This is a genomic window from Kytococcus sedentarius DSM 20547 (assembly GCF_000023925.1).
GTDB classification, from domain to species: domain Bacteria; phylum Actinomycetota; class Actinomycetes; order Actinomycetales; family Dermatophilaceae; genus Kytococcus; species Kytococcus sedentarius.
In genome coordinates this window covers 465,132-479,258 of the sequence record NC_013169.1, presented here as the reverse complement: position 1 = coordinate 479,258, position 14,127 = coordinate 465,132, and the positions used below count along the sequence as shown (strand labels likewise).

Here is a 14,127-nt window from a genome sequence, read left to right as displayed (position 1 = left end):
GTCGTCGAGGAACTTCGCCGCAACCTCAGCATGATCCCCAACCTTCCGGCGGGTGCAGCCGACCGTCGCGTACACCCTCAACAACCGCCCCCGCAAGGTCCTCGGGTGGAAGACCCCCGCCGAGGTCTTCGACGAGCAACTACGCTCCCTTCAACAACCCGGTGTTGCATCGACAGGTTGAACTCGCCCAGTACGTCAGCCTGGCGTACTCAGACGCGCTGATCACGGCTGGGGTGAGTGCTTCGGTGGGCACCGTGGGCGACTCCTATGACAACGCCCTGGCCGAGACCGTGAACGGGCTCTACAAGGCCGAACTCATCCACGCCAAGCGGCTCTGGGAGTCCGTCGAGGCTGTCGAGCTGGCCACGATGGGATGGGTGCACTGGTGGAACACGCAGCGTCTGCACGAAGCCCTCGGCTACCGCACCCCCGCCGAGGTCGAAGCTGCGTACACTCCCTCCCGAGACGTAGCGCCCGTTGCGTCCTGACCTCGGAACGAAACCCAGGGCGCTTCAATCCACACCAGCAGCACGGGCACCAGGACGAGGTCGGCCCCCAGCGCCGCGGGGACCACCCACTCCGGCGGCAGCGCGCCGCCCTGGGCAGCCCATGCGGTGCCGATGAGGGGGACGGCCGTCAGGGTGCCCGCCCACAGGGTCAGCACGGCGAGCACCTCCCAGGTCAACCGCTCGGCCCGGGCCAGGCGGCGCGGGGTGCGCACCCAGAACTCCTTGTGGGGCAGGTTGACCCACGGCATCGTCCGCGCGTGGGTGAGCAGGCGGGAGATCCACGGCGTCGGGAGCAGGACCCCGCCCACGATGACCAGCAGCAGCATCGCCTCGAGGCGGCCCATCTGCTCCAGCCGGCCGTCACCCGTGCCCACCCCCCTGCTTGCGGCGGACGGGGCCCCGGCCGTCGGGGCGCAGCAGCTGCCCGTTCGGTGCCCACATCTCGATCACGGGAGCACCTCCTGCCCCGGGCACCCGCCCGTTCACGCCCCACCCCGCACGAGCTCACGGGCGAGCGCGACCCCGCGCTCGGCGGCCATGCCCAGGAAGGCCGGGAAGTCCGCCACCGCCCCGGCGTCGGCGCTGTCGCTGATGCTGCGCACCACCGCCCAGGGCACCCCCATCCGGGCGCACGCCTGGGCCATGGCCGCGCCCTCCATCTCGGCCGCGAGGGCACCGAACTGCTCGACGATGCGGACGCGCTGCGCCACCGAGGCGATGAACTGGTCCCCCGAGGCGATACGGCCGGTGTGCACCCCGGCCCCGCCGGACACCTCCCGCGCCGCGTGCTCGCACGCCGCCCGCAGCCGGTCATCGGACCGCCAGACAGCCGGCTCGCCGAGCAGCTCCCCCGGGGCACGACCCAGCGCGGTGACGTCGACGTCGTGCTGCACCACGTCATTGGCCACCACGAGGTCACCCACGCCCACCTCGGGCGCCAGCCCCCCAGCAACCCCGGTGAACACGATGCGGTCGGCCCCCACCGTGCGCAGCGCAACCGCCCCCAGGGCGGCGTTCACCTTGCCCACGCCGCTGCGCAGGACGGCCACGTCCACCCCCTCGAGCTGCCCCGTGGTGACCTCCTGGCCCAGCACGGTCTCGGGGCGGGGATCGGCCAGCGCCGCCCGGAGCGAGACCACCTCGGCCTCGATGGCCCCCATCAGGCCCAGAACTCCCCGGGGCCCGCGGCGCCCCTCCACTCCCGGTGCATGCGACATGCCCGGCAGCATCGCACAGGGCCCGCAGCGTGCGCCGGGAGCATCCCTGCGGCAGGCCCGCTGTGGCCCTGCCGCCCCCTCCTGCAGCCGCTCCCGGCGCCCTCGCGAAGGAGTTGGGCAACCACTGAGCACACTGCCGCACCGGTCTCTCACGTCACTCGCAGCGGACTCACGACCGGCGCACAGGCTGGGGGGCGGGCCTCACACGCGCCTCACAGGGACGGCGCCGCGGGTGGCCGGACCGGGCTAGCCGGGCTGCTGGGCCGGACCGGCTGGCCGGCGCGGAGCCAGGCTGGCCGGTCCAGCCGGCCCGGGCACTCAGGCGCGCTGGGCGCCCGCCACCAACGACTCGAGCTTCGCCCAAGCGATGTCGGGGTGGACGCGACCGCCGAAACCGCAGTCGCTCGAGGCGATCACGCGGTCGCTGCCGACGGCCTCGGCGAAGCGTCCGATGCGCTGGGCCACCAGGTCCGGGTGCTCCACCACGTTCGTCGCGTGCGAGACCACCCCGGGCAGCAGCGTGAGCCCCGCGGGCACCTCGACATCGCGCCAGACGGTCCACTCGTGCTCGTGGCGCACGTTGCCGGCCTCGAGCGACAGACCACCCACGTTCGCCTGCAGGACCTCCCCGAGGATGTCCGCCAGCGGGACGTCCGTCGTGTGCGGGCCGTGCCACGAGCCCCAGCACAGGTGCAGCCGCACCCGGGAGGTGTCCAGACCCTCCAGCGCCAGGTTGAGGGCCTCGATGCGGCGGGCCACGAACCGCTGGTAGTCGGCCACCGACGGCTCGGGGTTCACCTGGTCCCAGCTCTCGGCCAGGGAGGGGTCGTCGATCTGCAGCTCGAGCCCCGCATCGAGGATGGCGGCATACTCCTGGCGCAGCACCCCGGCCCAGGCGTGGAGCCACTCGGTCTCGCTGGTGTAGTGCGCGTTGCCGATGCGGGCCGCGGACCCGGGCGAGAGGGCGCACAGGTACCCGCGCCCACCGCCGGTGGCGGCCAGCGCCGCGGTGAGGGCGCGCGTGTCCCGGGCGACCGCATCCTGCCCGGCGTACCCGATGGTGCCGGTCGCCGTGGGCAGGGGCAGCGGGCGGCGGGCGTCGATGCCGGTGCCGCTCGTCGGGTCGCCGTACACGTCACGGAAGCGCAGCCAGTCGCGGCGGCGGCCGAAGGTCGTCAGGCGCACACCGTCGGCCGGGTCGGCCGGGGTGTTGCCGAGCCGCTCCTCCTGCGCCTCGAGCTCCTGCGGCGACTGCGTGGGCTCCACCAGCTCCAGGCCGCTGGTGCGGTCGAACGAGTAGGTCCACCAGGCGCCGAAGTCCTGGGAGGCGGTCATGGCGTGGCCGTACTCGCCGTCGTTCACGATGTCGAGGCCGAGGTCGCGCTGGCGGGCGACGACCTGCTGCACGGCGGTGCTCAGCTGCTCGTCGAACGCTGCGGCGTCGATCTCGCCGGCGGCACGGCGTGCGTTGGCCTCCCGCAGGGAGTCCGGGCGGGGCAGGGAGCCGGCGTGGCTGGTGAGGACGGGGGTCATGGGGAGCTCCTGGGGTGTGGTGAGGGGGTCAGGCGAGGACCGAGCGCAGCACCGTGGCGGTCTGCTCGGTCTCGATGAGGAAGCCGTCGTGGCCGTGGACGGACTCGATGACGGCGTACCGGCCGCCGGTCCCGCGGGCCAGGGCGCGCACCTCGTCGGGGGTGGTGAAGCGGTCCGAGGAGACCGCCACGGCGGTGACACGGGCGGGCAGGTGCCGCAGCGCGCGCTGCACACCGCCCCGCCCGCGGCCGAGGTCGTGCGTGGCCATCGCCCCGATGAGGCGCAGGTAGGACACCGCGTCGAAGCGCTCGACGAAGGAGCGGCCGTGGTGCTCGAGCCACGCTGTGAGGCGCCCCGCATCGGGCCCGAAGCGCTGCTCCAGACCGTCCGCGCTGCGGTAGGTGAGCACGGCCAGCTGGCGGGCCAGCGCCAGGCCGGCAGTAGGGCCGGACTGGGGGGCGTAGTGCCCGCCCTGCCAGGCCGGGTCGGCGGTGACGGCCGCGCGCTGGACCGCCAGACCGGCCCGCAGGTCGGCCGAGGAGGCGGCCGGTGCGGCCACGACGACGGCGTGGTCCACCGGCACGGCGGTCTGCGCCGCCCACTCCAAGGCCCGCATCCCACCGGCCGAGGCACCGATGACGTGCGCCACCCGACGGATGCCCAGGGCCTGCACGGCGCGCACCTCCGCGGCGACCTGGTCGCGCACCGTCACCTCGGGGAAGTCGGCGCCGCCCAGCGCGTTCGGCACCGACGCACCCGCCGGGCCGCTGGTGCCGCTGCACCCACCGAGGACGTCGGGGGCGATGACGTGGAAGCGCTCGGTGTCCACCGGCGCCCCCACCCCGAGGACGCCCGGCCACCAGCCCGTGGGACTGTGCGCCGGGCCGCCCGGCCCGGCCACGTGGGAGTCACCGGTCAGGGCGTGGAGCAGCAGCACCACGTTCGAGCCGTCGGCGCGCGGTGGGGCACCCCAGCGGCGGACGCTGACCTGCAGGTAGGGGACGGCTCCCCCGCCCTCGCAGACCAGCCGACCGAGCCGCAGCAGGTCGTGCCGCGGCGCCGGACAGCCCCCGGCGCCGACCAGCGGGGCCGGTTCCGCGGTGCGCGCGGCGCCGGGGCGCACCGGGCTGAGCACCGCGGTCACCGCGCCACCGCCGCGAGGCCGCGCTCGAGGTCCGCCAGCAGGTCGGCGCTGTCCTCGATGCCGACACTCAGGCGGACCAGCCCGGGGGTCACCCCGGCGGCGAGGCGCTCCGCATCGGACAGCTGGGCGTGGGTGGTGCTGGCGGGGTGGATCACCAGCGAGCGCACGTCGCCGATGTTCGCCACGTGGCTGAAGAGCTTCAACGCCGAGACGAAGGCGCGCCCCGCATCGGCCCCGCCCGCGAGCTCGAAGGAGAGGACCGACCCCGGGCCATCCGGCAGGTAGCGCTGGGCGACCTCGTGGCTGGGGTGACCGGGCAGGCCGGCCCACTGCACGCGGGTGACCTCGGGCCGGGCGTCGAGCCAGCTGGCCACCTCGTGGGCGTTGGCCACATGCTTCTGCAGCCGCAGGGTGAGCGTCTCCAGGCCCTGCGCGATCAGCCAGGCATTGAACGGGGCCGGCGCGGAGCCGAGGTCCCGCAGCAGGCACACGCGCGCCCGCAGGACGTAGGAGAGGTTCACCCCAAAGGCACCGTCGGCCCCGAGGTCGCGGGCGAAGACCAGGCCGTTGTAGGAGGGGTCGGGCTCGGTGAAGTTGGGGAACCGCTCCGGCTGGGCGCCGTAGTCGAAGGTGCCGCCGTCCACGATCGCCCCGGCGATCGCGGTGCCGTGCCCGCCGAGGAACTTGGTGGCCGAGTAGACCACCACGTCCGCGCCGTGCTCGAGCGGCCGCAGCAGGGCCGGGGTGGCCACGGTGTTGTCCACGATCAGCGGCACGCCCGCCTCGTGGGCGGCGTCGGCGACGGGCCGGATGTCCAGCACCAGGCCCGACGGGTTGGCGATGGTCTCGGCGAACCAGGCCTTGGTGTTCCCCCGCGTGGCCTCCCGCCAAGCGGCGGGGTCGTTGGGCTCGTCCACGAAGGTGGTGTGGATGCCGAGCTTCTCCAGCGTGACCGCCAGCAGGTTCTGCGTGCCCCCGTAGAGGTGGGCGGACGCCACCACGTGGTCGCCGGCACGGCAGAGGTTGAGCAGCGAGAACGTGGTGGCCGACTGGCCGGACGACAGCAGCAGGGCGCCGACTCCCCCGTCGAGGGCGGCGAGGCGGTTCTCCACGGCCTCGGTGGTGGGGTTGGTCAGGCGCGTGTAGATGGGGCCGAGCTCGGCGAGCGCGAACCGGTTGGCGGCCTGGTCTGCGTCCGCGAAGACGTAGCTGGTGGTCTGGTGGATGGGCAGGGCGCGCGAGCCCGAGTCCGAGTCCGGCACCTGGCCGGCGTGGATCGACCGCGTCGCCAGGCCCCACGCGGAGGGGTCGGGGGCGGCCGAGGGGGTGCTCACCGCATCAGCGGTGGTGTCGGTGGTGGTGTCGGCGTCGGTGGTGGGGGTGGGCTCGGTGGGGTGCGTCATGGTCTTCTCCTGGGTCTGGGGTGCGCCGCGGTGCCCCTCGCACCCGCATCGACGATGCGGGGAGGGTGCGGCACGCCGGCCGGCCCCACGACGGGGCGGCAGGCAGCGAAAAGGGGTCGTCGGGCCTCAGCGGGCTCGGCGCAGGGGGCGGCTCAGGCGGCGCCCTGCGCCCAGCGCATTCGCTGCACCGAGACCAGGGAGAGGACCACCGGGCGGAACCCCGGCAGCGGCGTCACGGGGCCCAGCGGCAGCGTGACGCAGAGGGTGTGATCGGTGCGGATGTCGTGCATCTGCGGATCTCCTTCGCATCGATCGTGGCGTTGGCACCCGTGCTCGGACCCGGGGGTCCGCAGGGTTGCCGCGACGTCAGGGAGCCACGTCTCTCGGTCGCTCTGGATGAGGTGCGGTCAACCTAGGCCACGGTGGCGGCCGCGCGCAAGGTGGTGCCGTGCGCAGGTTGCCTGCCCGCATCGGCCCGCGATGGCGCACAATGGCGCTGCGATGAGGACGGAACACGAGACGGACGCGGGACAACAGGCAGGCGACATGACCCAGTGGGCTGCCACCGGGACGGCGGCCGAGCCCGAGGTGCCCACGGAGGCGGTGGTCGTCACCGCGTGGCGCCACACCGACGGGCGGTGGCCGGGGCGGGCGCGCCACCTGGCCCGCACGGTGGAGGGGTGCGAGCGCCTCTGGCCGCAGTGGCCGGACTGGCAGGAGCGCGTGGAGCGTGCCACCGAGGTGCTGCCGGAGGAGATCGACACCGGCGACTGGTTCCCGCGGCTCGAGGCCCGGTCGGACGGCATCGTCGTGCTGGTGCGTCCCGCGCCGCCGCGCCGCCCCACCACCCGCCTGTGGACCGCCCCGGGGGCCGACGCCCGACGGCACCCCGCCGTGAAGGGACCGGACCTGCACCAGCTCTCGGGACTGCGTGACCGGGCCCGGGGTGCCGGGGCGGACGACGCCGTGCTGTGCACCCCGACCGGCACCGTGCTGGAGGCCGCCCACGGCACCCTGGTGTGGTGGTCCGGGGAGCGGCTGGCCTCGCCGTCGGTGGCCGGGCGCCTGGCCTCGGTCACGGAGCAGCGGCTGCGGGAGCTCGCCGCGCGCCGCGGTGTCCAGTGGGTGGTCGAGGAGCTCGCGCCCACCGACCTGGCCGGGCGCGAGGTGTGGCTCGTGAGCGCGCTGCACGGCATCACCCAGGTCACCTCGTGGCGCGACGGGGCGACCGAGCTGGTCCTGGCGCCGACCGCCCGGGCGCAGGGGTGGCACGACGCGTTGGCCTCGATGCCGTGACGCCGGCCGCGCTGCCCCCGCACCCGGCACCGGGGGCACCCCACCGCCGTGGCCGTGGGGCCGGCACCCACCGCGGAGCACGGGCCGGTGGACCGGCTCGTCCGCTGCGACGGCGCCGGCGGGGTGGCGGGTGACGACGGCGGCGGCGTGTCCGGGGCCAGCGGCGGTGGGCCCGGCGCCGGCGGGGTCGTGAGCGACCTGCCCGACGGCCCCTCCATCGTGCGCTACCCCTCACTGGCCGTCCCCGAGCCGTTGCCGCCCGGGTGGGTGGTGGACGCCCGCTCCGGCGACGGTGTGGTACAGGCGATGCACCACACCGACCGGTCCTGGTGGGGCGTGCAGTTCCACCCCGAGTCGGTGGGCACCGGTGCGGGCGCGGCGGTGCTCGAGGCGTTCGCCCGGGCACGGTGTGCGGCCACCTGCGGGACGGCGTGGACGTGGTCGACCTGGTGCGGGTCACCTTCCCCGGGGCTCCATGACCGGCGCCCCCAAGCTGCGCTCGATGGACCTGCTCGTGGCGCTGGAGGACGGCCCACGGGGCATCTACTCCCGCCCGCTGGGGTACCTCTCGGCCACGGGCGCGGCCGACCTGGCCATCGTCATCCGCACCGCCGTGATCAGCCCCGGACCCGATGGGGTGAGCCGCCCCAACGGGGGCGGCGGCGGCGCCATCGTGCTCGCCTCCGACCCGCGCGCGGAGTACGAGGAGATGCTCGCCAAGGTCCGCTCGGCCACCCGCTGAGGCGGTCTCGTGGGTGAGCCCCCGGCTGCCCCGGTTCCCCCGGCTGCGTCACCTCAGGCGTTCAGCCCCCGGGCTGCCACCGGCCACGACTCCACGAGCCGGCCATCGACCTCCACCCAGAGCCTGTCGGTGAGGTTCACCGCGTTGCAGGCGTGGTTGGGCACCACCCGCACCTCCGTCCCGAGGGGTGGCAGCTCGGTGTCCTCGGGCAGCACCGCCACCGCGTGGTGCTCGGAGAGCAGCTCGATGCGGGCCTCCGGGTGGTCCAGGAGCCGTCCGAAACCGGTGGCCCACCCGGCGCGGTCGGCACCCAGGGCCTTGCTCCCCGCATCGAGGACCAGGCGGCCGCCGGCGTGGCTGACCACGGTGGCGTGCACCGTGAGCGCGACGTCGGCCGACGAGCAGGTGCCCAGTTCCCACTGCTGGGCGTCACCGACGACGTAGACGCCCGGGCGCACCTCGTCGAACCCGTCGCCCTCGTGCTCCACGGTGGGCGTGGAGCCACCACTCACCCAGGGTTCGAGGATCCCCGCCCCGCGCAGGGAGTCCGCGGCGACGGCGAGGTCTCGTGCCTCCTGTTCGGCGACCTCCTCGCGCCCGGTCGGTGTGTAGCTGTGCCCCGGGAACGCGAACACCCCACGGACCACGAATCCGGCCTCCAACCCGGCGCGCGCGACCGCCCCGGCGTCCTGCGGGGCGCATCCGCTGCGGTGGTGCCCGCAGTCCACCTCCACCACCAGCTCCGGCAGGGTCGGGGGCGAGATCGGTGCAGCCAGGGGGCGGCCCGGTGCGGTGCCCAGCAGCGAGGCGAGGTGCTGCACGGCCTCCACCGAGTCCACCCCGACGGCGAGCCGCACCCGGGCTGCCAGCTGCGCTACGCGTCCGGCGCGGTCGGCGTCCCACCACACGGGGTAGGCGATCAGCAGGTCGGTGCACCCCGCATCGGCGAAGACCTCGGCCTCCCCCAGGGTGGCCACGGTGAGCCCGCTGGCGCCCGCCTCCAGCTGCAGGGCAGCGATCTGCGGGCACTTGTGGGTCTTCGCGTGCGGGCGGAGCGCTTGGCCGCGGTCGGCCGCGAGGCGGGCCACCCGGTCGATGTTGGCCTGCAGCCGGTCGCGGTCCACCACGGCGAACGGGGTGGACGGCCGGGAGGTGGGCAGCGTCGACACGGCTCAGCGCCCCAGCAGGGCGACGAGCTGGTCCATGGGGTGGTCGGACCGGGGCCGGGTGGGCGGCGCGAAGATGCCCGCGGCCCGGTGGTCGGCGACGCGCGGCTTCTCGTAGGCGAAAGCGACGCCCACCGCATCGGTGATGACCGGCACCGCGACGCCACCGCCCTGGGCCACGTCCCAGGCGTGGACGACCAGGTCCACGAGCATCTGGTGGGCATACTCCCCCGCGGGGTGCTCGCCCCCGGAGAACGCGACCAGCTGCTCCGCGTCGTCGACCTGCGCCCAGGCCTGGAGGGAGCCCAGCATCGCCATCTGCCACGCACGGCGGGCCTGCGCCGGGGAGTCACCCAGGACGTTGCCGTCGTACCGGTCGCCGACCTCCTGCAGGGACTCCCCGCGCAGCAGGTGCGGCACCCACAGGTGCTCGGCCACCACGTGGTTCACGACGTCCCGGACCGACCACTCGGCGCACGGCGTCGGGCGACCCCACACCCCGTCGTCCAGCCGCTCCAGGACCACCCCGAAGGCACGGGCGGACTCCGGCAGCAGGTCGATGGCCTGGCGGGACGTGGCGGGAGCAGGTGCAGTCATGCCTCGCACGGTAGTCGTCCGGGCTGACACCGGCCCGGTGGCGGGGCGCCGGGTGTGGACGAGCACCCGCGGACGGCAGCCGGCGCCCCGGCGTGGTGGGTGACGGGGCACGGCCCGGCACCCCGGGCACAGGGGGTGACGCGAGGGCCGCAGCCGCATACGGTGGACCCATGGATCTGCAGCGACCGCAAGCACCGGAGCCCTACAGCCTCCTCCCCGAGACCGCATCGTTCGAGGTCACCAGCAAGGACGTGCGCGAGGGCGAGCCCATGGACGCTCGGCACGCCGCGGACGGCGACGAGACCTCCCCCCACCTGGCCTGGAGCGGCGCGCCGGAGGGCACCCAGTCCTTCGCCGTGAGCTGCTTCGACCCCGACGCCCCCACCCCCGCGGGTTTCTGGCACTGGACCGTGCTGAACCTGCCGGCCGACACCACCGAGCTCGCGGCCGACGCGGGCGCCGAGGGTGGCCACAATCTGCCCGAGGGCGCGTTCATGGTGAGTGCCGACACCGGAGCGAAGGCCTGGGCCGGCATGGCACCGCCCCCCGGTGACCGCCCGCACCGCTACATCTTCGCCGTGCACGCCCTGGACACCGACGACCTCGGCCTCGACCAGTCCGCCAGCGCCACCGTGGCGGCGTTCACGATGCTGTTCCAGACCATCGGCCGCGGGACCCTCACGGGGACCTACCAGGTCCAGGGGGACTGAGATGGCCCACGACGTCGTGGCCTCGGCCGTGCGGGCGGAGCCCTTCCCGGCCGGGACGGCCCTGGCGCTCACCGCCGTCGCCGCCACCAGCAGCGCCCTGCCCGACTGGGTGCCGGACTGGCGGCGTCGGTGGCCGTTGCAGCTCGCCCTCGCCGGGGTCGGGGCGGCCGTGTTCGCGCTGCGCCCCGACGGTGTGGCACCCGGCGGGCTGACCGCATCGGACCGGGCCACCGCCGGCGGGGTGGGTGAGACCGGCCCCGATGGGGGCGACGCCACCCCCATCGGGCGGGCAGACGAGTCCACCGACTCGCTGCCGAGCACCTCGCAGGGGCTCGACCAGCCGGACATCCCCTGGAGCAAGGTGCTGCTACCCGGGGTGCTGCTGCTCGGGGCCGGGTTGGCCGGGGGGCTGTGGCTGGAGCGGCAGGCGATCAAGGTCGTCTCGCGCTGCGGCGCGTCCCGCCCGCGGACGGTGCTGGCACTGGTGAGCGTGCCCTTCCTGTGGTGGTCGCTGCGGCAGGACCTGTCCGAGGACACCGACCACGCCTGATCGGCGCGTCCTACCCTGTACGGCGTGGACACCTACACGACCTACCGCCGGCTGCACCACACCCGCATCGGACGGGCCCTGTTCGCCCGGGTCTACGGCTGGCGGGTGCCGTACTTCCGCCCGCTGCGGATGCGGATCGACCACGTCGGGCCGCACCGGGCCGAGCTCGTGCTGCCCAAGCGACGGGCGCTGGAGAACCACCTGGGGACCGTGCACGCCATCGCGGTCTGCAACGGGTTGGAGGCCGCGATGGGCCTGCTCGCCGAGGCGACGACTCCCCCATCGCACCGGTGGATCCCCGTCGGGATGGAGGTGGAGTACCTCGCCAAGTCGACCACCGACCTGCAGTGCGTGGCGATCACCACCCCCGACGAGTGGCCGACCGCGGCCGACGAGACGCTGGGCGTGCCGGTGGGGGTCGCCGCGACCCGGGAGGACGGCACGGTCGTGGTGGCCGGGACGATCACCATCCGGGTGAGCCCCCGCCCGGCCCGATGAGGCGGTGGCCGCTCCGATGAGGGGTGACCCCGGGTGCGGGATGGCGGGCCCGTGGGGCGAGTAAGGTCACGGGTGTGGAAGAAGACCGGATCGCACTGTTCGTGGACTATGAGAACCTCGCGCTGGGCGCGCGGGACCACTTGGGGGGAATGACCTTCGACCTCAAGCCCATCGCTGACGCCCTGGCCGAGCGGGGGCGGGTGGTCGTGCGTCGGGCGTACGCGGACTGGTCGTACTTCGACGAGGACCGGCGGATGCTGACGCGCAGCCACGTCGAGCTCATCGAGATGCCCCAGCGCATGGGCGCCTCCCGCAAGAACGCCGCCGACATCAAGATGGTCGTGGACGCCATCGAGATGGCCTTCGAGCGCGGCTACATCACCACCTTCGCCATCTGCACGGGTGACTCCGACTTCACCCCCCTGGTGCACAAGCTGCGTGAGCTGAACAAGAACGTGATCGGGGTGGGCGTGCGCAACTCGACCAGCGCGATGCTGCCGCCGAGCTGTGACGAGTTCCTGTTCTACGACACCCTCGATGGGGTGGACCCGCACACCCCCGCCAAGGAGACCAAGGGCTCCGAAGGTGGCAAGTCGGGCCGCGGCAAGAAGAGCGGCGGGTCCGGCGGTGGCGCCGCGAGCAGCGGCGGCTCGGGCGGCGGGGCGACGAACACCGCATCGGAGACGCCGGCCAAGGGCGGGACCGGTGCAGGGAGCGACGCCGCCGACACCAAGACCGATGCAGGGAAGTCCGGCAAGTCCTCGCGCGGCGGCTCGCGCTCGGCGCCGAAGACGACCCCCGAGGGCGAGGAGGTGGCCACCGCCAACCAGAGCACCGGTGCGTTGGCGCCGCTGGTGGCCCAGACCGTCGCCGGGCTGCAGCGCACGGCCAGTGGGCCGGTCACCGCATCGGCCCTGAAGCGGACCCTGTTGCGCAAGGACCCGACCTTCTCCGAGGCGGACTTCGGCTTCCGGGCGTTCGGGGAGCTGTTGAAGCACTTGGACGACCGTGGCGTCATCACGCTGTCGGACGGACCCTCGTCGGGCGACCCGATGGTGGAGCTCCCCGGCGAGGCCGACCGCGAGGTGGCGTTCGACCTGCTGCGCCGGGTGCTGGACGAGGAGGACCCGGAGGGTGAGGGTGTGCCGCTGTCCGGACTCAAGGACCGGCTGCGTCACCACGAGTCGGAGTTCAGCGAGAAGTCGCTGGGGTACTCGAGCTTCCTGCAGTTCTGCAAGGCGGCAGACACCGAGGACGTGGCCGAGCTGTGGTGGGACGACGAGCACGACGGGTACCTGGTCGCGGCGCTGTGAGGGGCTGAGGCAGGGATCCAGGAGGCAATGGGGGGCCGGCGCGGGTGCGTCGGCCCCCTGTGGCGTGGGGTGGGGTGGGGTGCGGCTGGGGATTGTGCACAGGTCGGGTGGGTGTGTCTGGGGACCGCGCGACGTCGCCCATATGTTCTAGTTCTTGTTTGCATCGTGTCGGTTGCGTGTACCATCGGCGAGTGCGCCGGCGAAGGCTTCGACCGACCGTTCTCCTGACGCCAGATGCACCACGTCAACCCATGGAAAGCCCCCCGAGGGGCACCCCCCGGATGGGCACATCGAACAACCCGCCACCGGCCACACCACCACCCGCGAACCCAGCGGCCGCATCACCATCCACATCCACCACTGAAAGGGACCACCGAGCCCACCTACCGCAGGCGGAAAACCCAGGCACGGTGGACCCTTCAACGGCGAGCGATCGGCGACTCAGACCTGGCTGACGCCCTGCTTCCAGTAGCCCATGAAGGCCACCTGCCGCCTGTCCCATCCGCACTCGCGGACGAGGTGCCTGCGCAACGCCTTCACGGCACTGGACTCAGCGGCGAACCAGGCATAGGTGAGCTCTGCATCCGTGACACGAGTGACCTCCCACGGCACGGCCTCCGGGTCGTCGGTGACATCGGGCTGTCCGAGGTCTCCGGCCGGGGCAGACTCCCCCGACGGCACCTCGTTGGTGGGCGGCACCGACTCGCCACGGGCCGTGACGCTGTCTTCGAGATGGACCGGCTCGCGCGACCCCGCCTGGACAGTGAGCCGCTCGGGCACCTCGAGAGTCAACCGCTCCCCCGGTGCCTGGCCCTCGTCGCGGGGCAGCCACACGACCTCGATGCCAGCCGGCGCCTCGATCTCGCGGGCGTCACCGGACTCCGGGACCTCCAGGAAGGCCTGCCCGGTCGCGCCGGCGGGGAGGGCACGCAGGATGTTCACGATGGCGGGCACCGCTGTCTCATCCCCAGCCAGGAGGAAGCGCTCAGCCGCCCCGGGGGTCCAGTCGACCCCCACGGCCTCGTTGCCGGGGACGGTGGCGTCCGGCCCCCACACCATCACGGGGTCACCGGGCTGCACGTGCAACGCCCAGACGGACCCGGGCCCGGTCTCCCCGTGAACAGCGACGTCGATGTCCAGCTCCCCCGCATCGCGACGCACGGCCGCGGGCGTGTAGGTGCGGAAGACGTTGCGCTCGGCGTCGGGCAGTTCCCTCCACGCGAGGTACCAGGTGTCGCCGGTCGGGAACGTGGCGAACGGGTCGGCTCCCTCGTCCGCACCCTCCAGGGGGAAGACCACCTTGATGCGCTGGTCCAGGCAGGTGTCGCCGAAGTCGCGGAGGCCCTCATCGGCCAGGGTGACCCGCACGAAGCTCGGCGAGATGCGCTGCATCCCGCTCACGGTGGCTCGGAAGTCCCTGTAGTTCGCCTTCGACATGAGCGCAGGTTA

Annotated in this window: 15 protein-coding genes, 2 pseudogenes and 1 riboswitch; of the genes and pseudogenes, 8 read left to right on the top strand and 9 right to left on the bottom strand. The window is 73.8% G+C overall.

Annotated elements, in window-relative coordinates; all coding sequences use genetic code 11:
* Positions 1–185: 185 nt before the first annotated feature.
* A pseudogene (locus KSED_RS14010) lies at positions 186–488 on the top strand (integrase core domain-containing protein); the annotation flags it as partial.
* Here the strand turns inward: KSED_RS14010 and KSED_RS02330 are convergent.
* From KSED_RS02330 to KSED_RS14825, 6 genes are all read right to left on the bottom strand, one after another.
* Complete coding sequence (locus KSED_RS02330) at positions 419–883, bottom strand: hypothetical protein (protein ID WP_012801971.1); 465 nt, start codon at positions 881–883, stop codon at positions 419–421. The pseudogene KSED_RS14010 and the gene KSED_RS02330 sit on opposite strands and share 70 nt — an antisense overlap.
* Before the next feature lie 108 nt (positions 884–991).
* Positions 992–1,726, bottom strand: coding sequence for a 5'-methylthioadenosine/adenosylhomocysteine nucleosidase (locus KSED_RS02325; protein WP_115306793.1), 735 nt, complete (start codon positions 1,724–1,726; stop codon positions 992–994).
* 318 nt (positions 1,727–2,044) lie between these two features.
* Entirely contained in the window at positions 2,045–3,259 is a 1,215-nt protein-coding gene (locus tag KSED_RS02320; RefSeq protein WP_012801969.1) for a cobalamin-independent methionine synthase II family protein, read from the bottom strand.
* A 28-nt stretch (positions 3,260–3,287) separates the two neighbouring features.
* Positions 3,288–4,403, bottom strand: coding sequence for a homoserine O-acetyltransferase family protein (locus KSED_RS02315; protein WP_012801968.1), 1,116 nt, complete (start codon positions 4,401–4,403; stop codon positions 3,288–3,290).
* A complete protein-coding gene (locus KSED_RS02310; RefSeq protein WP_012801967.1) occupies positions 4,400–5,806 on the bottom strand; it encodes an O-acetylhomoserine aminocarboxypropyltransferase/cysteine synthase family protein in 1,407 nt (468 codons plus the stop codon). The genes KSED_RS02315 and KSED_RS02310 overlap by 4 nt, the downstream gene beginning before the upstream one ends.
* Positions 5,807–5,958: 152 nt before the next feature.
* The gene (locus tag KSED_RS14825) at positions 5,959–6,096 is read right to left on the bottom strand and encodes a hypothetical protein (protein ID WP_012801966.1); all 138 of its coding nucleotides are present in this window, start codon (positions 6,094–6,096) and stop codon (positions 5,959–5,961) included.
* Between the two features lie 12 nt (positions 6,097–6,108).
* Positions 6,109–6,209, bottom strand: a riboswitch (SAM riboswitch).
* Positions 6,210–6,352: 143 nt separating this feature from the next.
* Between KSED_RS14825 and KSED_RS13385 the strand changes: the two genes are divergently transcribed.
* From KSED_RS13385 to KSED_RS02300, 3 genes and pseudogenes are all read left to right on the top strand, one after another.
* Entirely contained in the window at positions 6,353–7,102 is a 750-nt protein-coding gene (locus tag KSED_RS13385; protein WP_012801965.1) for an aminotransferase class IV, read from the top strand.
* A gap of 48 nt (positions 7,103–7,150) precedes the next feature.
* Positions 7,151–7,489 (top strand): annotated as a pseudogene (locus KSED_RS15725) (glutamine amidotransferase-related protein); the annotation flags it as partial.
* Positions 7,395–7,844 (top strand): chorismate-binding protein, encoded by a 450-nt coding sequence (locus KSED_RS02300; RefSeq protein ID WP_308699673.1) that lies wholly within the window; start codon positions 7,395–7,397, stop codon positions 7,842–7,844. The pseudogene KSED_RS15725 and the gene KSED_RS02300, both read left to right, overlap by 95 nt.
* A gap of 53 nt (positions 7,845–7,897) precedes the next feature.
* On the opposite strand, the gene KSED_RS02295 is transcribed toward KSED_RS02300, so the two are convergent.
* Both KSED_RS02295 and KSED_RS02290 read right to left on the bottom strand, forming a co-directional pair.
* Positions 7,898–9,013, bottom strand: a complete 1,116-nt coding sequence (locus KSED_RS02295; protein WP_012801964.1) for an alanine racemase — start codon at positions 9,011–9,013, stop codon at positions 7,898–7,900.
* 3 nt (positions 9,014–9,016) lie between these two features.
* Positions 9,017–9,607, bottom strand: coding sequence for a TIGR03086 family metal-binding protein (locus tag KSED_RS02290; RefSeq protein ID WP_012801963.1), 591 nt, complete (start codon positions 9,605–9,607; stop codon positions 9,017–9,019).
* A gap of 170 nt (positions 9,608–9,777) precedes the next feature.
* On the opposite strand from KSED_RS02290, the gene KSED_RS02285 reads away from it, so the two are divergent.
* The 4 genes from KSED_RS02285 to KSED_RS02270 all read left to right on the top strand — a co-directional run bounded on the left by KSED_RS02285 (position 9,778) and on the right by KSED_RS02270 (position 12,678).
* Complete coding sequence (locus KSED_RS02285) at positions 9,778–10,317, top strand: YbhB/YbcL family Raf kinase inhibitor-like protein (RefSeq protein ID WP_012801962.1); 540 nt, start codon at positions 9,778–9,780, stop codon at positions 10,315–10,317.
* A 1-nt stretch (position 10,318) separates the two neighbouring features.
* The gene (locus tag KSED_RS02280; RefSeq protein ID WP_012801961.1) at positions 10,319–10,867 is read left to right on the top strand and encodes a hypothetical protein; all 549 of its coding nucleotides are present in this window, start codon (positions 10,319–10,321) and stop codon (positions 10,865–10,867) included.
* Positions 10,868–10,891: 24 nt separating this feature from the next.
* Positions 10,892–11,365: a hotdog fold domain-containing protein gene (locus KSED_RS02275; RefSeq protein WP_012801960.1), complete on the top strand. Its 474-nt coding sequence runs from the start codon at positions 10,892–10,894 to the stop codon at positions 11,363–11,365.
* Between the two features lie 74 nt (positions 11,366–11,439).
* Positions 11,440–12,678: a PIN domain-containing protein gene (locus tag KSED_RS02270; protein ID WP_012801959.1), complete on the top strand. Its 1,239-nt coding sequence runs from the start codon at positions 11,440–11,442 to the stop codon at positions 12,676–12,678.
* 441 nt (positions 12,679–13,119) lie between these two features.
* Here KSED_RS02270 and KSED_RS02265 read toward each other — a convergent pair whose 3' ends face one another.
* The gene (locus KSED_RS02265; RefSeq protein ID WP_012801958.1) at positions 13,120–14,115 is read right to left on the bottom strand and encodes a siderophore-interacting protein; all 996 of its coding nucleotides are present in this window, start codon (positions 14,113–14,115) and stop codon (positions 13,120–13,122) included.
* Between the last annotated feature and the right edge of the window lie 12 nt (positions 14,116–14,127).

Excerpts from the sequence above, each read along its gene's own strand:
- KSED_RS02325 (WP_115306793.1), bottom strand. The coding sequence starts at position 1,726 with ATGTCGCATGCACCGGGAGTGGAGGGGCGCCGCGGGCCCCGGGGAGTT.
- KSED_RS02310 (WP_012801967.1), bottom strand. The coding sequence starts at position 5,806 with ATGACGCACCCCACCGAGCCCACCCCCACCACCGACGCCGACACCACC.
- KSED_RS14825 (WP_012801966.1), bottom strand. The coding sequence starts at position 6,096 with ATGCACGACATCCGCACCGATCACACCCTCTGCGTCACGCTGCCGCTG.
- KSED_RS02290 (WP_012801963.1), bottom strand. The coding sequence starts at position 9,607 with ATGACTGCACCTGCTCCCGCCACGTCCCGCCAGGCCATCGACCTGCTG.
- KSED_RS02320 (WP_012801969.1), bottom strand. The coding sequence starts at position 3,259 with ATGACCCCCGTCCTCACCAGCCACGCCGGCTCCCTGCCCCGCCCGGAC.
- KSED_RS02265 (WP_012801958.1), bottom strand. The coding sequence starts at position 14,115 with ATGTCGAAGGCGAACTACAGGGACTTCCGAGCCACCGTGAGCGGGATG.
- KSED_RS02280 (WP_012801961.1), top strand. The coding sequence starts at position 10,319 with ATGGCCCACGACGTCGTGGCCTCGGCCGTGCGGGCGGAGCCCTTCCCG.
- KSED_RS02285 (WP_012801962.1), top strand. The coding sequence starts at position 9,778 with ATGGATCTGCAGCGACCGCAAGCACCGGAGCCCTACAGCCTCCTCCCC.
- KSED_RS13385 (WP_012801965.1), top strand. The coding sequence starts at position 6,353 with ATGACCCAGTGGGCTGCCACCGGGACGGCGGCCGAGCCCGAGGTGCCC.